This window comes from Duganella guangzhouensis, assembly GCF_009674535.1.
GTDB lineage: Bacteria > Pseudomonadota > Gammaproteobacteria > Burkholderiales > Burkholderiaceae_D > Rugamonas > Rugamonas guangzhouensis.
This window is the reverse complement of the sequence record NZ_WKJK01000010.1, coordinates 252051-273683: the sequence shown is the minus strand read 5'-3', so window position 1 is coordinate 273683 and position 21633 is coordinate 252051. Positions and strand designations below refer to the sequence as shown.

Here is a 21633-nt window from a genome sequence, read left to right as displayed (position 1 = left end):
TGCGGCCTTTGGCGTGCCGATTGGCGAATATGGACGGCGTTAGTGATGTGCGGGACGGGTATCCATCAAGTGGAATTCCAGATCCATGAAATCGGTGAGCGGCAGATCTACGGGGCGCATGGGTTCGTACGGCATGATTTGGTCCCCCTCTGAAATGAGTCTAAAGGTTGGACACGGGAACCGGAATTTAGTTCGTTTTAGACTTTCGGCCTCTTAGAAAAGACCGAATTAGACTTTTGCCCCTTTTTTCTAGACCGAATTAGACTTGGCTGACCAGATTTTGGACTGTGTTAGACCGAATCGGCCTCGTTTAGACTGGATTAGACCGTTTCTCAAAAAGAGCTCCCCAAGGGGCAGTGCCGGGCGCTGGGCGCCGGGGCAAAAAAAAACCCGCTACCAAACGGTGCGGGTTGAATTCCAATGTTCAGCGAACGGATTGGAGGAGACAGTTCCACTATACCTCCATTTATGTTGCGCTGCAATACCGTAGAATTACGTTGTTATTATGGTCATCTTTTTTTAAAATCAAAGCCTTTTGTGCTGCACCGCACATTCTTTTAATCAATTGCTACGAGGCAAAGCCAAGGTGAAGGTGCTGCCGTGGCCGAAATCGCTCTTGAAGAATAGCGAGCCGCCGATCAGGTTGGCCAGGTTCTGGCACAGGTAGAGGCCGAGGCCGGCGCCTTCGGCGTGGCGGGTCGAGGTCGAATCCAGCTGCGAGAATGCCTGGAACAGCTTGGCCTGGTCTTCTTCGCGGATGCCGGCGCCGCTGTCGGCCACCGAGAACTCGATCAAATTCTTGCCGCCGTTTTCACCGGCACGCTCGGCCAGCGTCACCCGCACCGTGCCCACTTCGGTGAATTTGATGGCGTTGTTGCCAAGGTTGAGCAGAATCTGGGTCAGCGCGCGGCGGTCGGTTTCCAGCACGATGGCGGGATCGGCCAGTTCCATTTCCAGCGCCAGGTTCTTTTGCAGCGCCAGCGGACGTAGCGTGTCCACCACATCCTTGACCACTTCCTGGCACTGTACCGTTTCCAGTTCCAGCGTGACCTTGCCGGCTTCGATCTTGGCGACGTCGAGGATGTCGTTGATCAGCGAGAGCAGGTGACGGGCGCTGGTGCGGATGGTGTTGAGCTGCTTGTCCTGTTCCGGCGTCAGCGGGCCGGGCAGTTTCATCAGCAGCGCGCCGGTGAAGCCGATGATGGCGTTCAGCGGTGTGCGCAGCTCGTGCGACATATTGGCGATGAAGGCCGATTTCATGCGGCTCGCTTCGGCCAGCTCCAGGTTCTTCAGCGCGATTTCGCGGTTGATGGTTTCCAGCTCGCCGGCATGGTGCGCTAGCCGCATATTCAGCTCGATCACCTGGCGCTCGCGCGCCTGCAGTTCGCTGTTGACCTGCACCGCCTGTTCGTAGGTGGAGATCAGCAAGTCCAGAATCTGTTGGCGGTCGGCGTTGATGAAGTGCTTTTGCTCGCCCAGATAGAGAGCGATGCCGATCTCCATGTTCTGGTTCTTGCGCAGCTTCTGGTTCATCAGCATGTGGCCGATGCGGTTCAGCAGATAGTCTTCCGCATACGGCTTGCGGATGAAGTTATCGGCGCCGCATTCGATGCCGCGGATGATGTCCTTCGGGTCCATCAGCGAGGTGACCAGGATCACCGGGATGTCGCGCAATTCCGGATCGGCCTTGATGGCGCGGCACAGCGTGTAGCCGTCCATCTCGGGCATGACGATGTCAGACAGCACCAGGTGCGGCTTGCGTTCGCGGATCGCTTCCAGCGCCACGCGGCCATTGGAGGCGACGCGCGCGTTGTAGCGCATCGACTGGATCAGACGGCGCAGGCGTTCAGCCTGGGTGGGGCTGTCTTCGACAATCAGGATTTCGACTTCATCGGGCTGTATTTCGTAGCTGGTGTCCACAGACCACCCTCCTGGTGCATTGTTAGCTGTACAGACTATATCGGATTTAGTCGTCAGAGGGAACCGGTCCCTGGAAGCCATGTGCGCGCCAGGTCAGCACCAGCGTATCGCGATGGCCGTGCGCCGCCAGCGGCTGGATGGGAGTGGATTCATGGATGACAGTTTCGTCATTCAACAACAGCATGGTCCACGGTTCGGTCATGGTGAAACGTTTGCCGTTGGGGCCATCGGCCTCGAAGACGCGGGTTTCGCCGCCCTTGATGCCGACCCGGCCGATCAGCAGCACGGCGACGAAATCGACGCCGTCGCGGTGCGCGCCTTCCGGGGTCGGACGGCCGATGCCATCGGCGGTGTCGATGCGGAATTGGTGCGCTTCCACATACCACGGCGCCGCTTGCGCGCCGTTATCGGCGTCATCGCGTGCCGCGCTGCACAACTGGCCGATCGCGGTGATCAGCGCCGGCCAGGCCGGTTGCGCCACGGTGGCCGGCAGCACCGGCTCGAACATGCGGTTCATGCCGCCGTGCAGGGCGTTGTATTCAAGCGGTTGCCAGTGCGCGCGGTGCTCGGTCTGGCTCAGTTCGTTTCTGTGCTGGACAAAGCAGGAGTGGCGCCGGCGGCGGTAGCGGCCGCCGTCCTTCAGGTAGTTGTCCAGTTCCAGCGCGTCCCAGCTCGGGATCAGCGCGTTCAGGCTGTTCAGGGACAGGCCGGCCAGCGCGGCCACATCCTGCGGCTGCAACAGGGCGTAGCCGTCCTGACGCAGGGCGGAGACGGCGTCCGCCAGCGGTGTGTAGAGTGGTGTGTTCATAGGCTTAAGCGGCGGCGGTCATCAGGCTGGAGCGCAGTTCGTCGAGCTGGCGCTTGATGCCGCTCAGCTGCTCCACATTGCACTGGGTCGCCTGCAGAATCGATGGCGGCAGCTTGGCGGCCTCGTGGCGCAGCGCGTCGCCGTGCGGCGTCAGCTTGATGATGACCTGGCGCTCGTCGTTGGCGGCGCGGGTGCGGGTGATCAGTTCGGCCGCTTCCATCCGTTTCAGCAGCGGCGTCAGCGTGGCCGAGTCGAGGAACAGGCGTTCGCCCACTTCCGACACGGTCAGTTCGTTTTTTTCCCACAGTACCATCATCACCAGGTATTGCGAGTAGGTCAGGCCGAGGCTGCGCAGCAGCTTGCGGTACAGCTTGCTCATCGCCAGCGAAGTCGAATACAAGGCGAAGCACAATTGGCCGTCCAGCTGCGGGACGGCATGAGGTGGCGTTTGGGTTTCCATGTTTGCAGTATAGGTAGTGCGCTATATAATTGCAAGCTAGGTGGCGAAAATAGTTTTGGGCGTGCAATTCCACTCGGTTATGATGGGAGAAAGTACACACGGGGAGTGGCGGCGCATGAATGTCAAAAAGGCCATCGTACTGATCGTCGATGAGGCTACGGACCAGCTGATCCAGATGAACGCGATGTTGGAAGATCAGTACGAAGTCCGGCTGGCCAACAGCGGTCGCGCCGCGCTGGACATCATGCAGCACGTGCCACGCCCGCATCTGGTGGTGGTGGACGCGCAACTGTCGCAGGTCGATGGCTACAGCGTGTGCCAGCAGCTCAAGTCCAGCCCCGACACCGCCGAGATTCCCGTCATTTTCCTGCAACGCGAAGTCGATGAGCAGCGCGCGCTGGCCTGCGGCGGCGCCGACGTGGTGGCCAAGCCGGTGATCGGCGAGGTGCTGCGCGCGCGCGTCGGCACCCATCTGCAGCTGCGCCATTCGCGCGAACTGCTGAAGCAGCAGCGCAATCTGCTGGAACATGTGGTGGAAGAGGTCACGCTGGAACTGAGCCAGATGCTGGACGCGATGATCTGGGCTCTGGCCTCGCTGGCCGAAACGCGCGAATACGAAACCGCCAACCATCTGCGCCGCGTGCAGCATTATGTGGTGGCGCTGGCGCGCCAGCTGCAATCGCACAAGCGCTTCGAGGAAGAGCTGAGCGACGCCAATATCAAGGCGCTGTTCAAGGCGGCGCCGCTGCACGACATCGGCAAGGTGTCGATCCCGGACGCCATCCTGCTCAAGCCGGACCGCCTGACCGACGCCGAGTTCGAGATCATGAAGAAGCACACGGTGTATGGCCGCGACGCCATCGTCAATGTCGAGCATGCGCTGGGCTACACCAACACCTTCCTGCGCTACGCGCGCGAGATCGCTTATTCGCACCAGGAGAAGTTCGACGGCTCCGGCTATCCGGAAGGGTTGAAGGGCGAGACGATACCCATGTCGGCGCGGCTGATGGCGGTGGCCGATGTGTATGACGCGCTGATTTCCAAGCGTGTCTACAAGCCGGCCTTCACCCACGAAACCGCGATGGAGATGATACGGCAGGGCAGCGGCGAACATTTCGATCCCGACGTGGTCGACGCCATGCTGACGGTGGAGGAGGAATTCATGGCCATCGCCGAACGCTATAGCGATCCAGTCCGCTGATTATGCGCGGGCGCGGCTACCTGGCTTTCTTTGTCGGGATATGCCTGACAGCCTGGACCTGCTATTTTGTGATGGAAGAGCAGCAGCGGCTGCAGGTGCAGGCCAGCTTCCAGCGCGATACCGAAAAGGTGGCGCGCGACACCCAGAACCGCTTGCAGATTTATTTCGACACGCTGCACGCCATGAAGGGCATGTATGCGCTCAACGACCAGATCGACCGGCTGCAATTTCACCGCTTTGTCAGCGAGCTCAAAGTCGAGCGGCGCTACCCCGGTTTTCAGGCGCTGCAATTCGTGCGGCTGGTGCCGGAGGCCGAGCTGCCGGCGTTCGTCGAACGGGTGCGGCGCGACCGCGCGCTGGAGCCGCAGGGCTATCCCGGCTTCCATGTGCATCCGGCCACGCGCCGTCCGCTGCATTACCTGATCGAATACACCGAACCGCTGAAGGGTAACGAGAACGCCTTCGGGCTGGATCTGGCGGCGCTGCCGCCGCACCTGAAGGCGCTGGAGCTGGGACGCGACAGCGGCGAGATCGTCGCCACCGAGCGTATCACGCTGGTGCAGGACGCCAGCGGCGAACCGGGCTTCGTGGCGCGCGCGCCGGTGTACCGGGTCGGCATGCCGCAGGAGACCACGGCGCAGCGGCGCGAGGCGCTGGAGGGGTTTGTGGCGATCGTGTTCCGCGTGAATGCGCTGATGCGCGAGGTGATCGAGCCGTCGCTGCTGGACCATCTGCATGTGCGCATCGAGGATGGCGGCTTCCAGAGCGGTAAACCGCCGCCACCCGGCACCGACACCCTGCTGTACGACAGCGACGGCAAGGTGGAGAGCGAGCAGGAACGCAGCGAGAACGTGCCGGGACTGCGCGCGCAAGCCGTGCTGTCGGTCGGGCAGCGCCACTGGATCGTCAAGTTTGAAGGACGCGCCGGCGCGCGCTACGGCAGTTCGCGCTTGCCGGTGGTGTTGATCGGTCTCGTTGGCATCATCATCAGCGCGCTGATCGCGGCGCTGCTGGTGGCCAACCGGCGCGAGTCGGACGTGCGGCACGGGCTGGAATTCAGCCTGCAGGAATTGGAACTGCAGAAGCATAACGCCGAGCAGGCGCGCAACGATCTGTCGCGGGTGGTGGTGACGCTGAAGCAGGCGCAGACCAATCTGCAAACCTCGGAGAAGATGGCGTCGCTGGGCGCGCTGGTGGCCGGCGTGGCGCACGAGTTGAATACGCCGATCGGCAACAGCCTGCTGACCGCGACCTCGCTGGGCGACATGGTGGGCGATTTCGAACGCCGCATGAAAGAGGGCGGCGGCATGAAGCGTTCGGCGCTGGATGCGCTGCTGACCGATGCGCGCAAGGCGTGCGACATCATGAGCAGTTCACTGACCCGCGCGGCCGATCTGATTACCTCGTTCAAGCAGGTGGCGGTGGATCAGGCCAGCGGCCAGCGGCGCCGCTTCCGGCTGGACGAGGTGCTGCACGATACGCTGACCACCTACGCGGCGCAGCTGCGCCGCAAGGGCTGCGCGGTGACGGTGGATGTGCCGGCCGATCTGGAGTTCGATTCGTATCCGGGCAGCTTGAGCCAGGTGCTGAGCAATTTGATCGGCAACGCGCTGCTGCACGGCTTCGATGGCCGCGACAGCGGCACCCTGCTCATCAGCGCGCGGCGCGAGGGCAAGGATCTGGTGCTGCTGCAGATGAAGGACAATGGCGTCGGCATGACCGACGTGGTGCTGCACAAGATCTTCGATCCCTTCTTCACCACCAAGATGGGGCAGGGCGGTTCCGGGCTGGGGATGAATATCGTTTATAACATTGTGACCGGTGTGTTGAAGGGGACGATACGGGTGGAGTCGGTGCCGGCGGCGGGCACCAGCGTGCTGCTGGTGCTGCCGCTGTCGCCGGCGCCGGAGGAGGAAGCGGGTCAGGCGTAGCGCTGGCGCAGCAGCTGCAGCATGGCGACGTTGAGTTCCCACGCGTTGGCCACTTCCTGCTGCGTGTAGGGCAGGGTCTGGGTGTAGGGCACCGGGCCGAATTCCGGCGTGATGGTCATGCGTTCGGCGCCGGCTTCGCGGCGCAGGCGAATAATCTCGTCCCACCACGACAGGTGTGCTTGCAGTGCGGCTTGCGATTCCGGGGCGCGGAAGTCGCCCACCTGCGGACCCTGGGCGTGACCGACGCGGGCGTGGATGTGGCGCACGTGCGGCAGCGTGGCGGCCAGCGTTTGCGGCTGGTCTTCCAACAGCGATTCGCAGGCGCAGCACCAGTGCGACAGGTCGGCGGTCAGCTGCAGCTGCGGCATCTGCTGCAGATACGGCAGCAGCAGCATCGGGTGGCCGCTGAAACGGCTGCGGTGGATCTCGTGGTAGATCGGCACGCCGTGCTGGCGCGAGATATCGTCGGCCAATTGCAGCAGTTCCAGGTTCTGCGCCGGCGTGTAGTAATCCTTGCCGGTGTGGCAGTTGATGTGGACCGGTTTGGCGGCGCAGCAGTTGTGCAGCAGTTCGGCCAGCGCGGCCTTGTGCGGCTCGAAGCCGGGGTGGAATACCGTCTCCCACTGCGCGGCGATCAGCTGCAGGCCGGCGTCGGCGATCTGGCGTACCCAGTCGTCACGCTCGGCGGCGTCCAGCGGCAGCGACATTTCGATGCCGTCGAAACCGGCGGCCTTCACGCGCTCGATGAACACCGGCGCCGGCAGCTCGTTGTTGCCCCACTGGGCGGCGAAAATCTGAATGCGCATTACACGAAGCCTCGCGCCGGCAGCTTGTCGTCGCGCTGAATCCAGTTCTGCGGCGAGTAGTTGGTGGCACCATCGGTGACGTGCAGCGTGTAGGCGTGACGCGATACCGCCGAGCGGTTCGGCGCGCTGTAGTGCGGCAGCAGGCCGTGGAAGCACACCAGGCTACCGGCCTTGCATTCCAGCGGCACGGCGGTGCTGTTGTCCGGCCATGGCAGGTCGCTCAGCTTTTCCATGCGCACGTCGTCGCCGTTGCGCAGGAAGCGTTCGCGCATCGGGCCGCGATGGCCGCCTGGTTCGGCCCACATGCAGCCGTTGTCCAGGGTGGCGTCTTCCAGCGCGAACCAGAAGGTGGTGACGCTGACTGGATCGGTGTCGAAATAGGTGGCGTCCTGGTGCCAGCGCACTTCGCCGCCGATGCCGGGCTGCTTGAAGATGTACATCGATTGCCATACCTTTGGATCGCTCAGGCCCAGATCGCGCGCCAGCTGCTCCAGGCGCGCATCGGCGGTGAAGGCGCGGAAGGCCGGGTCGAGGTCGTGCATGGCGTGGCCGATTTTGTTGATCGACAGTTCCTTGGCCTGTTTCAGCTGGCCGTCGGCGCCAAAGGCTTCTTCTTCAAAGAAGCAGCGGATGGTGTTGTCGGAGCCGAGGAAGTAATCGTCGGTGGTCTTTTCCTGCTCGATGGTGCTGAAGATGCCGGATTGGGTGGCTGGATCGAAATCGTTGACAATCTGGCCGGCGCGGGCGCGCAGCGCGGCGATCTCCGCCGGCGATTTAAAGCCCGGGATGACGATGAAACCATCGCGTTGATATTGTTGTTTTTGTGCTTCTGTCAGCATTTCCAGCTCCGTCGGGGAATAGTCGATGTTGAGCATTTTACGGCCGTGGCGAGGGCGTCACAATCGGCAAAAGGTTGACACATTGTCGCCAAAATAGAGACAATCCAGCCATGGACCAGTTACGTGCGATGGAAATTTTTGTCGAAGTGGCAAGGCTGCGCAATTTTAGCGAAGCCGGCCGTAGGCTGGGCCTGACGCGGGCCATGGTCAGCAAGGCCATTCTGCAGCTGGAGGAAAAGCTGGGGGCGCGGCTGCTGCACCGCTCCACGCGCGAAGTCAGTCTGACCGATGTCGGCCAGGCGTATCTGGCGCCGTGCACGGCGACGGTGGCGCACGCGCAGGAAGCGGCGCGCGCGGTGGCGCAAACCGGCGACGATCTGGCCGGGCCGTTGCGGATACAGGCGCCGTCCAGCTTCGGCAGCGAATGGCTGGCCGGCGCGCTGGCCGACTTCGCGCTGCTGCATCCGCAGCTGGAGCCGATGCTGTACGTCGACGACGCGCTGCTCGATCCGATCGAACATGGCTTCGACCTGACGATACGGGTGGGCGGCATTCCGGACGTGCACGCGCTGGCGATGCGGCCCTTGGCGCCGTGCCGTGGCGTGTTGTGCGCGTCACCGGCCTATCTGGCGCGGCATGGCGCGCCGCTGACGCCGCAGGATCTGCAGCAGCACCGCTGCCTGCACTTCAGCCATCTGACCGACGGCACGCAATGGCACTTCACGCGTGGCGAGGAGCGGCAGTCGGTGCGGGTGCCGGCGGCGTTCACCGCCAATAATGGACTGGTGCTGCAGCAGGCGGCGCAGCGTGGTCTCGGCATCGTCTACAACACCACCTTCCTGGCCTGGCGCAGCCTGATGGAGGGCACGCTGGTGCCGGTGCTGAGCGACTGGCAGCTACCGTTGAACCATCTGAGCGCGCTATACCCCGCCAGCCGCCAGCCCTCGCCCAAAGTGCGCGCCCTGATCGATTTTCTGGTGGCCGAATACCAGCCCATTCCGCCGTGGGACCGGGCCTTGAATCAAAGTGGATTGTTGTCGTCAATTTAATGACATTCACGTAAGATGGACGAATTCGCTACTTCAATATCGCCATCATGCACATCGCCATACTGACGTTTGAAGGCTTCAACGAGCTCGATTCACTGATCGCGCTGGGTATGCTGAACCGGATCAAGAAGCCCGGCTGGCGCGTCTCCCTTGCCTGTCCCGAGCCGCGCGTGACATCGATGAACGGCGTCACGCTGGAGGCGCAATGCTCGCTGGCCGACGCCGCGACAGCCGACGCGGTGCTGGTCGGCAGTGGCATCCTGACCCGGCAGATCGCCGCCGACGCCGCGCTGATGGCGCAGCTCAAGCTGGACCCGAGCCGGCAATTATTGGGTGCCCAGTGTTCGGGCGCGCTGATACTGGCCAAGCTGGGCTTGCTGAACAACCTCCCCGCCTGCACCGACCTCACCACCAAGCCCTGGGTGCAGGAAGCCGGCATCGAAGTGCTGAATCAGCCGTTCTTTGCGCGCGAAAACGTCGCCACTGCGGGTGGCTGTCTGAGCGCGCAGTATCTGGCCAGTTGGGTGATTGCACGGCTGGAGGGCGTGGACGAGGCACAAGCGGCCATGCACTACGTCGCACCGGTTGGCGAAAAAGATGAATACGTCGCGCGCATGATGCGCAATATCGGCCCTTACTTGAACTTGAGGAGCAGTCTATGAGACTTCACGCCGTCGCAATCGCCTTTGCCTTGTTGTGCGCCGGTGGCGCTCACGCCGATGAACTGGACGACATCATCCAGGCGGAAATGAAGATGCGCCAGATTCCCGGGCTGTCGCTGGCCATCATCGACAACGGCAAGATCGTCAGGGCGCAGGGCTATGGGGTGACTGAAAAGGGCGGCAAGACGCCGGTCAGCGCCGACACGCTGTTCCAGGCTGGTTCGGTCAGCAAGCCGGTGGCGGCGCTGGGCGCGCTGCATCTGGTGGAGCAGGGCAAGCTGGCGCTGGACGACGACGTCAACGCCAGGCTGGTGACGTGGAAGGTGCCGGACAATGCGCTGACCGCTGAAAACAAGGTGACGCTGCGTCGCTTGCTCAGCCACAGCGCAGGGCTGACCGTGCATGGCTTCCCCGGCTACGCCATCGGCGCGCCGGTGCCGACGGTGGTGCAAGTGCTGAACGGCGAGCCGCCCGCCAACACGCCGCCGGTGCGGGTCGACATCGCCCCCGGCAGCAAGATGCGCTACTCCGGCGGCGGCTTCACCGTCATGCAGCAGTTGGTGGCCGACGTCAGCGGCCAAACCTTCCCCGACTATATGCGCGACGCCGTGCTCAAGCCACTGGGGATGAACGACAGCTCCTACCAGCAGCCACCGACGGCCGAGCGCGCGCGCCTGAACGCCAGCGGGCATCTGGCCGACCGCAGCGTGGTGGCGGGACGCTGGCACGTGTATCCCGAAATGGCGGCCGCCGGCTTGTGGACCACCGCGTCGGACCTGGCGCGTTTCGCCATTGGCCTGCAGCAGGCGTTGGCCGGCAGCGCTAATCCGGTGATCTCGGCCGACATGACGCGGCAGATGCTGACGCCGCAAAAAGACAGCGCCGGCCTGGGCATCTTCCTGGAGGGCAGCGGCGACGCGCAACGCTTCTCGCACGGTGGCCGCGACGAAGGCTTCGATACGCTGCTGACGGCATTTTCCCGCACCGGCCAGGGCGTGGTCATCATGATCAACACCAACGACAATTCCCGCATGATGGGGCGGTTGGCGACCGCCGTCGGCCGCGCCTATCACTGGCCGGATGCGGACAACGAGCAGGTGCTGAAGCCCGCCGCCATCAAGCTCGATGCCAGGTCGCTGGCGCGCTACACCGGCCGCCATGAGTTATCCAGCAACGCGATGGGCAGTTTCGATGTACAGGATGGCCGTCTGCTGGGCATCGCCGGCGGCTTCCCCGACGAAGTATTCATCCCCACCGGCACGCACCGTTTTTACTCGACATCACGCAACTGCGAGCTGTTGTTCATCTTTGATGCGCACGGCGAGGTGACGGCTGTGGAAGTGAAGACCAAGGAGAAAACCAGCAAGGCGCCGCGTATTGGCCCGTTGCTGCACACGCTGAAAGCGCGCCGCGATCCGGACCCCGCGCGCACCCGCAAGCTGCAAGCGCTGATTGCCGCCGCCGCGCAGGGCAGCAGCGCGTTTTCCGATTCGCCGCTGGCCGCCGACGGCGTCAAGCGCGACTTTGGCAATCGCCCGATCGGCGAGCTGGCGAACATCACCGCGCTGACTTTCCTGGATCAGCAAGCGGTGGCCGGCCGCGAGATCGAACGCCATGGCGGCAAGGTGGCCAGCGTATTGGCGTTCAAGGCGGACGGCAAACCGCAGCGCAAGCTGCTGGTCTACCTGACCGCCGACGGCTTGTTCACCGACTACGACGTGGTGGACGATTAATTGGACGGCGCTTCCCAGGCGCCGTTGCGGTAGACCCGCTGGTCATCGAGGTAGACGCCATCGGTGACGGCGAAGACGTCGATGTGGTAGCGCGCGTCCTTGCGCTTCAGCTGCGGCTTGGTGTAGACGCCGTGCTTGGCGCCCAGCGACAAGTGGATGCCGCACATGCGCTCATAGGTGCCGATATCGTCCACCATGCGCTCGCGCGAGAACGCGCGGTTCATGCCGAAGCCCAGTTCGCGCAACCACACCTCACCCTCATGCTCGCGGATGATGGCCAGCATATTGTCGAATTCCGGCGTGCTGTTTTCGGTGCCGGTGATGCGGCCTTTTTCAACGATGATGGTGATCGGCGCGGCCGGGCGGTTGACCAGGAATTTGGTGTCGCCAAACACGAAGATACGCGCGCGGCCATGCACCGCTTCCAGATCCTGCGCTTCGGTGAACACCTCGCCCAGCGGGAACTGGCCGCCGATATTGGTCATGCCGCTGTAGTCGCCGATATTCAGCTTGGCCGATTCGAACGGAGAACCGAACACCAGCTGCGCGCCATCGCCGCTGTCGACCATGCCGTGTTGGGCGCGGTCGATGCGCGCCTTCAGCGCGTGGCCGACGCCGCGATAGTAGGCCGGGTCATAGGCCAGCGATTCGATGTAGTCCAATCCCTGCTGGCCCGGCATGCGCGACAGGTGCACGTGCTCGATCACTTTCAGGCCGCGCTTGAACAATTCGATGCGGATGCGGTAGGCGTCCATGCGGAAGCTGCTCGACTGCACCAGCACCACCAGGTCGCCGGCTTGCAGGCGCGCGAAGGTGGCCAGGATGGCGTCCGGCGTGGTCTGGTCGAAGTCGATGAATTCGGCGTCGGGCGCGGCGCGGCGATAGGCTTCGGTCAGGGCGCGATTCAGGTCGGTGCGGGTGTCGTAGACGATCAGCGCGGCGTGCGGGGCGCGGTGTTCGAGCGCGATGCCGAGGGTGTCGCGCAGATAAACGCCGGCGCGGTCGACGGCGGCTTCGGGAATGGCGCCGAAACGCGATGGGGTGGACGTCATGGTGAGGCGGTTTGTAAGGGTTCAGCCCGCATTATAAGGGTTTGCCCGCCACGCCACGCCGCCGCGCATTCTCCTTGTAATGGGCAAGGGAGCGATATAAAATGGAAAAATAGCCTTGCAGCAACTCCTTGGCAATAACGACAGGAAGCATAATGACTGTATTGATGGGACAGGATTTGCCGTTGGAGCGGCCGGATACGAGCGGCCGCGCCGCCTTGTTTGTGCCGACGGCGGCGATCAAAACCGATGTGCTGGAAGCGGTGCGGATGGGGGCGGCGATTGTCGGATATGGCAATCATGATCGTACGCTAACGATTTACTATGAGAGCAACCGCTTCAACGAGGCCAATCTGGTCAAGTGGGAGCAAAAGGCGCGCAAGGCGTTCGAGCGCCTGGCGGAGAATTTGCCGACCGTGTCCAAGATGGTCAGCAAGCCGGAGAATTTCGAGCAGGTGGGTTACATTAGCAGCAAGGGCATTTTGATTCGTCGCATGGAAAAGCTGATGACCTGGCTGGAGAAATCCGATGCGATGAATACCGCGCCGGCCTCTGAAACCATCGACTTCGCGCCGCCGCCGCCGCCGAAGAAAATCGTCGCCGAATAAGCCGCTGTTACAGCGGCTTTTTTAATGGGTCGGGCCGCGCCGCGATGGTGACGATGGAGCGGGTTTTGGCCGCGCCATCGGCGTTTTCGGTGAAGAATTGTTCGCTGTGGGCGTCGTAGGTGATTTTGGCGCTGGCGGCTTCTTCCGTTACCTTGCCGCTGGCCAGGAATTTGACATTGGCGTGGCCGTCGATGGTCAGCAAGTCGTCCTTCTCCACGTAGGTGATGGTGCTGCCTTCGCCGTGGATCCATTTATCGTCGGTGGAATCCTGCTTTTGTTTGAACCTGGCCAGGTGGCCGTTGGCCGCATGGACGGTGTAGACGTGATAGCCGTCCGGCGTTTCAGTCACGGTCAGGCTGTCGGACGCGATCCACAAGCTGCCTTTGGTGAGCACCACATTGTCGCTGGCGTGCACCACGCCTTTGATGGTGTCGTAATGCATTGCGCCGTCAGAGGCGATCACGGTTTGCTCGAAGCGGTCGGCGCGCTCGGCGGAGGCGATCAGCGGGATGGCCAGTGCGGCTATGCAGATTAGCGTTTTCATTGGGTAGGTGTCCAGTTGCGCAGACGCTCGTATTGCGTCTTGTATTGGTCGGCGAGGCAGTCGGCGGTATTGCATTGCTGGTCGCGTGCTTTGAGCCAGTCGCGTTGCAAGGTCTTGAGTTGTTCCTGGGCGATGGTGCTGCCCGAGCCTAGCCGTATCCGTTGATACAGCTGGCTTAACGCCAGGTCCTGCGCGGACAACGCGCCATCGGCGCAGATGATTTTTTCAACGTTGCTGGCGGCGCGCTGGCAGTCGAACGACGGGCCTTGCGGCGGCGGGCGGAACTTCTCTGGGTCACTGTAACGCGCTGCGTCCAGCGGCTGTTGCTGGCCGTCGCGGCCGACGAAACTGACCGATGTCGTGGTTAAATCGTGGTCGTCCAGCCATGCGATCAGCGCGGCCCTGGCCTGGGGCGGGATGTGATCGGCCGACAGGCTGTTTGAGCCCAGCAGCAGTGTGTCGGGTACATGATAGGCGCCCAGGCTGGCGCCGGTTTGGGTGTCCACCCACAGGAAGCCTTTTTCATCGCAGCTGTGGGGGCGGCAGGCCGATACGCTGACGTAGCGCCGCTGCGCGATTAGCACCGCATCCGGCGGCCCGCCCAGCGACGCCAGTACTTGCTCGGACAACGCCGAGGGTAGCCTGCTGTTGACCAGTTGCGTGGCCCGTTTATCCAAGATGAATTGGTTGGTCGATTTGCCTTCATAACTCAGCGGCCAATCCGCCTGCCCGGCCACGGCGGCGGCGTTGGCAAACAGCATGCTGAGCGCAAGCGCGGCAAATCGGAATCGCATCGCGAACTTTCTTCAGTGAATGTATTCCCAGTCTAGCAGTTGCGTATTTTGTAAATAGTGTTTATTTTGTAACGAGGTGTTTCGTGCGCGGTGGTAGGGCGTGAAGTTGTATGCTTTTGGAAAGAACCTATTCTTTCAGGAGATGATCATGATGATGCGTTATGTGGCAGTGACGTTGACGGCGCTGGCGCTGCTGGGCGGTTGTCAGAAGAAGGAAGATCCCAGCGAGGCCGGGCCGGCCGAGCGCGCGGGGCGCAAGATCGATCAGGCCACCGAGCAGGCCGGTCAGAAGCTGGATCAGGCCGGACACAAGCTGGATAACGCGGCGCAGCAGGCCAGCCAGCAGCTCAGCGATGCGGCCAAGGAAACCAGCCAGCAGCTGGACAAGGCCGCCGACAAGGCCGGCGAGACGCTGAACAGCGCCACCAAGGAAGCCGGCCGCAAGCTGGAACGCGCCGGCGAGAAGATGCAGAGCGCCGCCGACGAACGCGAGGCCAAGAAGTAGGCGCCGCTCTGCTTGTTTAGCGGCCGCCCTTGGCGGCGGCGTGCTTGATCGAGACCACGTTGGTCTGTTCGGTCGGCGTCGGCGGATGGGTGTCGGGATCGCCGCCCAGCACCACGCTCAAATCGACAAAGCCGGCGCGCCAGGCGCGCTCCAGATCCTGTTCGATCGCTTCCATCGAGGTCAGGTGGAAGTTCTCGAAACCGCGCACGCCGTAAGCGCGGTTGCGGCCATGGGCCTTGGCCAGATACAGCGCCATGTCGACCAGATTCACCGCCCGCTCCCACGCCAGCAGCTGGCCGCCCGGTATCAGCGGGAACGGCGAAAAGCCGACCGACACCTGCACCGTGATCTGATGCTCGCCATATTGCAAAGCCTGCGACGAAATGCTGGTCAGGATGCGGCGCGCGATTTCATCCACGCCGTGGCGCGGAATCGCCGGCAGGAAGGCCAGAAACTCCTCGCCGCCCCAGCGCACGATCATGTCGGTCTCGCGTAGCGCCACCCGCAGATTTTCCGCGATCATCTTCAGCACCGCGTCGCCGGCCGCATGGCCGTAGTTGTCGTTGATATGCTTGAAGTGATCGACGTCCATCAGGAACAGCGCGCCGACCATGTCGTCCTGGCGCTGCTGCGTATTCAGCGTGCGCATGAAATCCTGGAAGTGGCGCCGGTTGTACAGCGTGGTCAGCGGGTCCAGCGTCGATTGCGCCTTCAGCTCCAGGTTCTTCACCTGCAGCTGTGCATTGGTGTGCCGCACCTTGCGGTACAACAGGCCGACCACCGCCGCGGCCAGCGCGAACACCAGGGCCAGCAGCCACCACACACGCTGCTGCAGCCGGCGGTTGTCGAGCTCCGCGCCCTTGACCTGATTCTCATGACTCAGCAGATCGATCTGGCGCTGCTTTTTTTCGGTTTCATACTTTTCCTGCAGCTCCAGCGTGGCCTGCTGGCGGCGTTTCTCAAACAGCTCGTTGGAGATGGCACGCTCGCGGTGATAGGCTGACACCGCGCCGGCCAGGTCGCCCACTCGCTCCAGCGCCTCGCCATACTCGCGCAAGGCCGCCTGCAGATCCGGCTTGTTGTTCTCCTGCTCGTAGCGCGCCATGCCCAGCTCATACTGTTTCTTGCCTTCGGCCAGACGGCCCATGCCGAGGTAAGACTGGCCGAGATTGACGCGCGCCGTGGCCTCCACCGATTTGTCGCCGGTCTTTAATGTCGACTGCAGCGACTCCTGCGCGTATTGCGCCGCGCGGGCGAAGTCGCGCTGTTTCAGATAGCTGTCCGACAGATTCACCAGCGTGATGCCGACCATCTGTTCCGCGCCCATGTCGCGCTCCAGTTGCAGACTATCCTGCAGCGCGCGCAAGGCCCGCTTGGGCTGGCCGGAATCGATCGCCAGCGCGTACTCGGTGATGCGGGCCATCGCCATGCGGCCGGGCGAATGCAGTTTGGCGGTTTCGGCCAGCAGCTCGCCCAGCGTTTCCGAGGCGTTGTCGTACTCCTTCATCTGGATATGCAGCTTGGCCAGCGCGTTCAGCGCCGCCACCAGGCTGATGGCGTCGGTCTGCGGCGGCCGCGCCAACTCCACCGCATGCTGCAGCTTGACCAGCGCGGCCGGGAAGTTGCCCTGCTCGGCGTAGGTCTGGCCGGCGGTGACGGTGGCTTGTACCTTGAGCGGATTGTCGCTGGTGGTGAGCGCCAGCCGTTCGGCTTCGAAGGCCAGGCTGTGGGCGGCGGCGATATCGGCCTGCGCGAACAGCACATAGGTCTTGGTCAGCATGCCCTTGGCGACGATGGCGTTGTCGTGCAGCGATCGGCCGAAGGCGATCACCTGTTCGGCCGCTTCCAGCGCGACGTCGTTCTGGCCCAGACGCATGCGCGCGGCGCTCATCTGGGTGAGGAATTCGGCGCGGGTGTGGGGCGAGGCGGCGGCCATCTCCGGCTGCAGCTTTTGCAGCTGGACCAGTGCCTGGTCGGGAACGAAGCGGCTTCGTTCGCGGATCTCGACGATGCGCTGGTCCAGCGGCGCCTGCGCCTGCGCCCGCGCCCAGGCGGGCGCCAACACCAGCGCGCACACGGACGCCAACGCCAGCACGCGCCGCGTGGTCCAACTCCCGCCGTGTATCGATCCAGCCAACTTGACGCTCCCGCGATTTGCCCCGCAATGTCTAGACAATTATAGACTTGTTGCAGTCAAGAAATCCTGAATAATGTGATTTTTCGCCAAAATCCCACAGTCTGGCGGGGGCAATCGCCTTACGCCGCCAACTGCTGCAACAGGTAGAGGCGTTGATACAGACCGCCATCGATCTGCATCAACTGCTCGTGCGGACCGGTTTCGGCGATGCGGCCGTGATTCAGCACGATGATGCGGTCGGCGTCGCGGATGGTGGACAGGCGGTGCGCGATGGCGATCACCGTCACCTTGCCGCGCAATTCATCCAGCGCGACCTGCACGATTTGCTCGGTTTGCGAATCGATGTGCGAGGTGGCTTCGTCCAGCAGCAGGATGCGCGGCGTGCCGGCCAGCGCGCGCGCGATCGCGATCAGCTGCTTCTGGCCGACCGACAGGCGCGAGCCGCCTTCGCCCAGCGGCGTGTCGTAGCCCTGGTCGAGCGCCGTGATGAAATCGTGCGCATGGGCGGCGCGCGCCGCCGCCTCGATTTGTTCTTGCGACAGGCCGCGGCCCATGTCGATGTTCTCGCGCGCGGAGGCGGCCAGCAGGAACGGGTCTTGCGGCACCAGGCCCACTTCGGCGCGGAAGCGTTCATTGTCGATCGCGTCCAGCGGCATGCCGTGCACCAGAATGCTGCCATGCTGCGCCGGATAGAAGCGCAGCAGCAGCGACAGCAGCGTCGACTTGCCGCTGCCGGTGTGGCCGACGATGCCGACGAAATCGCCCTGCGGGATCTCCAGCGACAAATCGTGCAGCACCGTCTGGCCGGGGTTGTAGGCGAAGTTCAGATGGCGGATGGCGATGGCCGGCGCGCCGCTATCGTTGGCGGCGGTGGCGCGCGCTGCAACCGCGTCGCCGCTGGCGCGGTGTTCCTGCGCCGCGCCTTCATCCAGCAGCGTGGCCACGCGCGCGGTGGCCACCACCGACTGCTGCAATTGGCTGAACTGCATGGTGATCTGAATCAGCGGCTCGATCACGCGCGCCAGATAGCTGATGAAGGCATACAGCACACCGACTTCGGTGGCGGTCATCTCGCGGTGGCCGAACATGAAGATCACCGCCGCCAGCAGGATGATGTTGAACAGGTCCAGCGCGGGCCGCAGCAGCCAGGCATTGGCGCGCAGCTCGGACAGGCGCGCCGTGTAGTGATCCTGATTGGTGGTGGCGAAGCGGCGGCCGAAGCGTTGTTCGGCGTTGCTGGCCTGGAGCACGCTCATGCCGCCGATCGATTCCGCCATCTGGCCATTGATCTCGCTGCGCAGCGCGCGGGCGCGGGTCACGGCCGGCGCGCTCCAGCGCTGGTACAGCCAGACGATCAGCAGCACCGCCGGCAGCAGCGCCAGCACGATCAGCATCAGGCGCCAGTCCAGCCAGGCCATCGCGCACACGGTGCCGACCAAGACGATGGTCGAATCGAGCATCACGAACAGCACCTGGATGTACAGGCTTTTCACCGCCTCGGTGTCGTTGGTGACGCGCGACACCAGTTGGCCGGTGATGGCGCGGTCGAAGAAGGCCATTGGCAGCAGCAGCACGTGGGTGTAGACCATTTCGCGCAGCCGCATCACCGAGCGCATGGCGAGGCCGGACAGGCGCACCAGCTGCAGGTAACGCAGGCCGCTGGCGATCCAGCCGGTCAGCACCACGCCGGCCAGCAGCGCGGCCATGCGCGGCCAGTCCAGATGGTGCGGCAGCAGGTGCTCATCGATCAGCGCCTTGCCCATGATGGGGCCGAGCACTTCCAGCAGCGCGGCGGCGGCCAGCCACAGCACGGCCCAGCCGAGATGGTGCTGGTCGGGGAGGGCGGCGCGGCGCAGCAGCGCGATCGCCTGGCGCATCTGGTTGGTGGTGTCGGGTTTCGTTTCAGGCTTGGTATCAGGCTTCATCAAGGCTGGCTTCCAATTGTTGATAGCGCCACTGGCTGGCGTACCAGCCATCCAGCGCGAGCAGTTCTTCGTGGCTGCCGGTTTCGCTGATGCGGCCATCGCGCAGCACGATGATCAGGTCCGCGTTGACCACGGAGCTGAGGCGGTGGCTGGCGATCACCGCGCTGCGGCCGTGGCGGGCCTGGCGCAGCTCTTCCAGATGGTCGAGGATGCGGGTTTCGGTGCCGGTATCGACGGCGGACAGCGCGTCGTCCAGCAGCAGCAATTCGTTATCGGCCAGCAGCGCGCGGGCGATCGCCACGCGCTGGCGCTGGCCGCCGGACAGCGTGATGCCTTTCTCGCCGACCTGGGTTTCATAGCCGTCGGCGAACAGCAGGATATCGTCGTGAATCGCGGCCAGCGTTGCCGCGTGTTCGATCTGGGCGCGGGTGGCGTCCGGGCGCGCCAGCGCGATATTGTCGGCAATCGAGGCCGAGAACAGGAACGACTCCTGCGGCACCCAGCTGACCGCCGCGCGCAGCGCCCGCAGTTGATACTTGTCGAGCGGATGGCCGCTCCAATACACGCTGCCATGCTGCGGCGTGAGCTGGCGCAGCAGCACCCGCAGCAGCGTCGACTTGCCGCTGCCGGTGGGGCCGACCAGACCCAGGGTCTGACCCGGTTGCAGCATCAGCGAGATATCGCTCAGCGCCGGCGTGCTTTGTTCGGCGTAAGCGTAGCCGACACCATCCAGCCGCAGCAGGCCGGTCGGTACTTCAGCCAGCGTGCCGTGATCGTCGATCGCCAATGGCGCATCCAGCATCGGCTGCAAGCGCTGCCAGGCGGCGCGGCCGCGTTCAATCAGCGACAGTACCCAGCCGGCGGCAAACATCGGCCAGATCAGCTGACCGAGATACATGGTGAAACTGGTCAGCGCACCGATGGTCAGCTGGTTGTGCCACACCAGATAGCCGCCCAGGCCGAGCGTCAGGCCGCTGGCGGCGGTCAGCGTCAGACCGACCGCAGGCTCGTAGGCCGCCTCCCAGACTTGCGCGCGCAGACTGGCGTCGGACGCCTTCGACGCCAGCGCCGAAAACTGCTGCGCGCTGCGCTGTTCCAGACCGAGCGCGCGCAAGCTGCGCACGCCGGACAGCGTCTCCTGCACATGATCATTGAGTGCGCTGAAGCGCTTCAGCGAATCGGTCGACGCGGTGTGGATATGACCCGAGATATACCAGAACGCCCACGCCATCAGCGGGAACGGCAGCAGCGCGATACAGGCCAGGCGCCAGTCGACGCCGAGCAGCATCACGCCCAGCACCATCACCAGCGTCAGCGCGCCGTCGAAGCCGGCCAGCATGGCCTCGCCGGCGGCCATCTCGATGGCGTCGATATCGTTGGTGGCCAGCGCCATCAGATCGCCGGTGCGCTGGCGCTGGTAGAAGGCCGGACCTTGCAGCGTCAAGCGGGTGTACAGGCGAATCCGCAGCGACACGCCCAACTGGTAAGCCGCGCCATACAGAATCTGCCGCCACGCCACGCGCAGAAAATAAATGCCGACGCCGATCAACAGCAGCGTACCGATTTCCCACCACAGCGCGCGGCCGGACAAAGTATGGTTGGCCAGGCCATCGATCATGGCGCCGACCTTGCGCGGCACCAGAATACTGAGCACCGCGACGCCGGCCAGCATAGCGCCGGACAAAATATAGGCGCGGCTGTGCTGGCGAACGAAACCGCCGATCAGCCGGGAGAGTTTAGACATGCATGTTGCCTCGGTAAACCGTGTAGCCCGCTAGGATACAACATGCACAGGAAAAACGCCGCCGCGCGGGCGGCGGCGAAGGTGGGTTTACTTCTTGGCGGCCGGCTTTTTGGCGGCGGCTTTGGCGGGCTTGGCTTCTGGATCGAGGGCGATGGCGGCGCTTGGGAAGGGTGGCTTGGCTTCGACTTTGACTTCGACGAAGGTGTCTTCTTCCGGGATCTCGATCGGGGCGGCGGCGGGTTTGGCGGCTTTCGGTGCTTTGGGCACCGGCGCTGGTTCGGCGGCCACGCCGGCCACCACGGCGGTCGGTTCGTTGGCGGCCGTTACCGCAGCGCTGACGGCGGCGGCCAGCGCTGGCGGGGTGGCTTTGCTCAGCACGGTCGCCTTGGTCGCGGCCAGGTCGGTCACTTGCTTCAGCGTGCTCTGGGCGCTCTGTATCAGCTCGTTCTGGGCGGTGGTGGCGATGCTGTACAGCTCGCGTCCGTAGGCCAGCAGGCCGTCGAAGCTGGCCGGCTCGGTGGTGCTCAACGTGAAGAATTCTTTCGGGTCCTTGGCCGACCACAGTTTTTTGGCGGCGGACGACGATTTTTCCACCGAGGCCTTGGTGGTGCTGATGTTCAGGGCGATGACTTTCTCCGCGCTGTCCACAGCGGTGTTGGCCAGCGTGCTGAAGATCTGGAATTGCGCTTCAAGTTGCGATTTCGTGGCTGCGGAAAACTGTTCGGTGATCGAAGACATGGTTTCTCCTGAAATTATGATGCAACGCAATAAGCCCATTCTAGCGGCCAATGTTGGGCTTGGAAAGTTATTTTTTACACCATCCTTATGCATACGACATTCATCAATTAATGCGATGCAACAATTGGTGTATTTTGGTGAAAATGCCTACAATGGTTTTACTTAAAATCAACGGGAGTG

Annotated in this window: 19 protein-coding genes; 7 read left to right on the top strand and 12 right to left on the bottom strand. The window is 63.4% G+C overall.

Annotated elements, in window-relative coordinates:
* Positions 1 to 561: 561 nt before the first annotated feature.
* From GJ699_RS20225 to GJ699_RS20215, 3 genes are read right to left on the bottom strand one after another with little or no spacing between them, the layout of a single operon-like run.
* A complete protein-coding gene (locus GJ699_RS20225; RefSeq protein WP_371867603.1) occupies positions 562 to 1920 on the bottom strand; it encodes a hybrid sensor histidine kinase/response regulator in 1359 nt (452 codons plus the stop codon).
* Between the two features lie 46 nt (positions 1921 to 1966).
* On the bottom strand, positions 1967 to 2728 hold the full coding sequence (locus tag GJ699_RS20220) for a 2OG-Fe dioxygenase family protein (protein WP_154379587.1): 762 nt from the start codon (positions 2726 to 2728) through the stop codon (positions 1967 to 1969).
* A 4-nt stretch (positions 2729 to 2732) separates the two neighbouring features.
* Positions 2733 to 3188: a MarR family winged helix-turn-helix transcriptional regulator gene (locus GJ699_RS20215; protein WP_154379585.1), complete on the bottom strand. Its 456-nt coding sequence runs from the start codon at positions 3186 to 3188 to the stop codon at positions 2733 to 2735.
* A gap of 115 nt (positions 3189 to 3303) precedes the next feature.
* On the opposite strand from GJ699_RS20215, the gene GJ699_RS20210 reads away from it, so the two are divergent.
* The gene (locus tag GJ699_RS20210) at positions 3304 to 4389 is read left to right on the top strand and encodes an HD domain-containing phosphohydrolase (RefSeq protein ID WP_154379583.1); all 1086 of its coding nucleotides are present in this window, start codon (positions 3304 to 3306) and stop codon (positions 4387 to 4389) included.
* Between the two features lie 71 nt (positions 4390 to 4460).
* Positions 4461 to 6320 carry a CHASE domain-containing sensor histidine kinase gene (locus tag GJ699_RS20205; protein WP_229262196.1) on the top strand — a complete coding sequence of 620 codons (1860 nt, stop codon included), beginning with the start codon at positions 4461 to 4463 and terminating at the stop codon, positions 6318 to 6320.
* Here the strand turns inward: GJ699_RS20205 and GJ699_RS20200 are convergent.
* Positions 6311 to 7126 carry a sugar phosphate isomerase/epimerase family protein gene (locus GJ699_RS20200; RefSeq protein ID WP_154379578.1) on the bottom strand — a complete coding sequence of 272 codons (816 nt, stop codon included), beginning with the start codon at positions 7124 to 7126 and terminating at the stop codon, positions 6311 to 6313. The two genes, GJ699_RS20205 and GJ699_RS20200, sit on opposite strands and share 10 nt — an antisense overlap.
* Entirely contained in the window at positions 7126 to 7965 is an 840-nt protein-coding gene (locus tag GJ699_RS20195) for a phytanoyl-CoA dioxygenase family protein (RefSeq protein ID WP_154379576.1), read from the bottom strand. Before GJ699_RS20195 ends, GJ699_RS20200 begins: the two co-directional genes overlap by 1 nt.
* A 110-nt stretch (positions 7966 to 8075) precedes the next feature.
* Here GJ699_RS20195 and GJ699_RS20190 point away from each other — a divergent pair, with 110 nt between their 5' ends.
* From GJ699_RS20190 to GJ699_RS20180, 3 genes are read left to right on the top strand one after another with little or no spacing between them, the layout of a single operon-like run.
* Positions 8076 to 9014, top strand: a complete 939-nt coding sequence (locus GJ699_RS20190) for a LysR family transcriptional regulator (protein WP_229262195.1) — start codon at positions 8076 to 8078, stop codon at positions 9012 to 9014.
* A 47-nt stretch (positions 9015 to 9061) separates the two neighbouring features.
* Positions 9062 to 9676 carry a DJ-1/PfpI family protein gene (locus GJ699_RS20185; protein WP_154379574.1) on the top strand — a complete coding sequence of 205 codons (615 nt, stop codon included), beginning with the start codon at positions 9062 to 9064 and terminating at the stop codon, positions 9674 to 9676.
* Entirely contained in the window at positions 9673 to 11409 is a 1737-nt protein-coding gene (locus GJ699_RS20180; RefSeq protein ID WP_154379572.1) for a serine hydrolase domain-containing protein, read from the top strand. Before GJ699_RS20185 ends, GJ699_RS20180 begins: the two co-directional genes overlap by 4 nt.
* Here GJ699_RS20180 and GJ699_RS20175 read toward each other — a convergent pair.
* Positions 11406 to 12461 (bottom strand): hypothetical protein, encoded by a 1056-nt coding sequence (locus tag GJ699_RS20175; protein WP_154379570.1) that lies wholly within the window; start codon positions 12459 to 12461, stop codon positions 11406 to 11408. The two genes, GJ699_RS20180 and GJ699_RS20175, sit on opposite strands and share 4 nt — an antisense overlap.
* Before the next feature lie 152 nt (positions 12462 to 12613).
* Between GJ699_RS20175 and GJ699_RS20170 the strand changes: the two genes are divergently transcribed.
* Entirely contained in the window at positions 12614 to 13066 is a 453-nt protein-coding gene (locus tag GJ699_RS20170) for a hypothetical protein (protein ID WP_154379568.1), read from the top strand.
* 7 nt (positions 13067 to 13073) lie between these two features.
* On the opposite strand, the gene lptA is transcribed toward GJ699_RS20170, so the two are convergent.
* The gene (gene lptA / locus GJ699_RS20165; RefSeq protein ID WP_195763596.1) at positions 13074 to 13610 is read right to left on the bottom strand and encodes a lipopolysaccharide transport periplasmic protein LptA; all 537 of its coding nucleotides are present in this window, start codon (positions 13608 to 13610) and stop codon (positions 13074 to 13076) included.
* Entirely contained in the window at positions 13607 to 14404 is a 798-nt protein-coding gene (locus tag GJ699_RS20160) for a lysozyme inhibitor LprI family protein (protein ID WP_154379564.1), read from the bottom strand. The genes lptA and GJ699_RS20160 overlap by 4 nt, the downstream gene beginning before the upstream one ends.
* Before the next feature lie 148 nt (positions 14405 to 14552).
* Here GJ699_RS20160 and GJ699_RS20155 point away from each other — a divergent pair, with 148 nt between their 5' ends.
* The gene (locus GJ699_RS20155) at positions 14553 to 14909 is read left to right on the top strand and encodes an apolipophorin (RefSeq protein ID WP_229262194.1); all 357 of its coding nucleotides are present in this window, start codon (positions 14553 to 14555) and stop codon (positions 14907 to 14909) included.
* Positions 14910 to 14925: 16 nt separating this feature from the next.
* Here the strand turns inward: GJ699_RS20155 and GJ699_RS20150 are convergent, their stop codons facing one another.
* The 4 genes from GJ699_RS20150 to GJ699_RS20135 all read right to left on the bottom strand — a co-directional run bounded on the left by GJ699_RS20150 (position 14926) and on the right by GJ699_RS20135 (position 21453).
* Positions 14926 to 17046, bottom strand: a complete 2121-nt coding sequence (locus GJ699_RS20150; protein ID WP_154379560.1) for a GGDEF domain-containing protein — start codon at positions 17044 to 17046, stop codon at positions 14926 to 14928.
* Between the two features lie 119 nt (positions 17047 to 17165).
* Complete coding sequence (locus GJ699_RS20145) at positions 17166 to 18971, bottom strand: ABC transporter ATP-binding protein (RefSeq protein WP_154379636.1); 1806 nt, start codon at positions 18969 to 18971, stop codon at positions 17166 to 17168.
* Complete coding sequence (locus GJ699_RS20140; protein WP_154379558.1) at positions 18961 to 20715, bottom strand: ATP-binding cassette domain-containing protein; 1755 nt, start codon at positions 20713 to 20715, stop codon at positions 18961 to 18963. Before GJ699_RS20140 ends, GJ699_RS20145 begins: the two co-directional genes overlap by 11 nt.
* A gap of 87 nt (positions 20716 to 20802) precedes the next feature.
* Positions 20803 to 21453, bottom strand: a complete 651-nt coding sequence (locus tag GJ699_RS20135; protein WP_154379557.1) for a phasin family protein — start codon at positions 21451 to 21453, stop codon at positions 20803 to 20805.
* Between the last annotated feature and the right edge of the window lie 180 nt (positions 21454 to 21633).

Bases quoted from the DNA above. Each gene is read 5' to 3' on its own strand.
- GJ699_RS20135 (WP_154379557.1), bottom strand. From the start codon at position 21,453: ATGTCTTCGATCACCGAACAGTTTTCCGCAGCCACGAAATCGCAACTT.
- GJ699_RS20195 (WP_154379576.1), bottom strand. From the start codon at position 7,965: ATGCTGACAGAAGCACAAAAACAACAATATCAACGCGATGGTTTCATC.
- GJ699_RS20155 (WP_229262194.1), top strand. From the start codon at position 14,553: ATGATGATGCGTTATGTGGCAGTGACGTTGACGGCGCTGGCGCTGCTG.
- GJ699_RS20190 (WP_229262195.1), top strand. From the start codon at position 8,076: ATGGACCAGTTACGTGCGATGGAAATTTTTGTCGAAGTGGCAAGGCTG.
- GJ699_RS20180 (WP_154379572.1), top strand. From the start codon at position 9,673: ATGAGACTTCACGCCGTCGCAATCGCCTTTGCCTTGTTGTGCGCCGGT.
- GJ699_RS20170 (WP_154379568.1), top strand. From the start codon at position 12,614: ATGACTGTATTGATGGGACAGGATTTGCCGTTGGAGCGGCCGGATACG.
- GJ699_RS20210 (WP_154379583.1), top strand. From the start codon at position 3,304: ATGAATGTCAAAAAGGCCATCGTACTGATCGTCGATGAGGCTACGGAC.
- GJ699_RS20205 (WP_229262196.1), top strand. From the start codon at position 4,461: ATGGAAGAGCAGCAGCGGCTGCAGGTGCAGGCCAGCTTCCAGCGCGAT.
- GJ699_RS20160 (WP_154379564.1), bottom strand. From the start codon at position 14,404: ATGCGATTCCGATTTGCCGCGCTTGCGCTCAGCATGCTGTTTGCCAAC.
- lptA (WP_195763596.1), bottom strand. From the start codon at position 13,610: ATGAAAACGCTAATCTGCATAGCCGCACTGGCCATCCCGCTGATCGCC.
- GJ699_RS20220 (WP_154379587.1), bottom strand. From the start codon at position 2,728: ATGAACACACCACTCTACACACCGCTGGCGGACGCCGTCTCCGCCCTG.
- GJ699_RS20145 (WP_154379636.1), bottom strand. From the start codon at position 18,971: ATGAAGCCTGATACCAAGCCTGAAACGAAACCCGACACCACCAACCAG.
- GJ699_RS20185 (WP_154379574.1), top strand. From the start codon at position 9,062: ATGCACATCGCCATACTGACGTTTGAAGGCTTCAACGAGCTCGATTCA.
- GJ699_RS20215 (WP_154379585.1), bottom strand. From the start codon at position 3,188: ATGGAAACCCAAACGCCACCTCATGCCGTCCCGCAGCTGGACGGCCAA.
- GJ699_RS20140 (WP_154379558.1), bottom strand. From the start codon at position 20,715: ATGTCTAAACTCTCCCGGCTGATCGGCGGTTTCGTTCGCCAGCACAGC.
- GJ699_RS20200 (WP_154379578.1), bottom strand. From the start codon at position 7,126: ATGCGCATTCAGATTTTCGCCGCCCAGTGGGGCAACAACGAGCTGCCG.
- GJ699_RS20175 (WP_154379570.1), bottom strand. From the start codon at position 12,461: ATGACGTCCACCCCATCGCGTTTCGGCGCCATTCCCGAAGCCGCCGTC.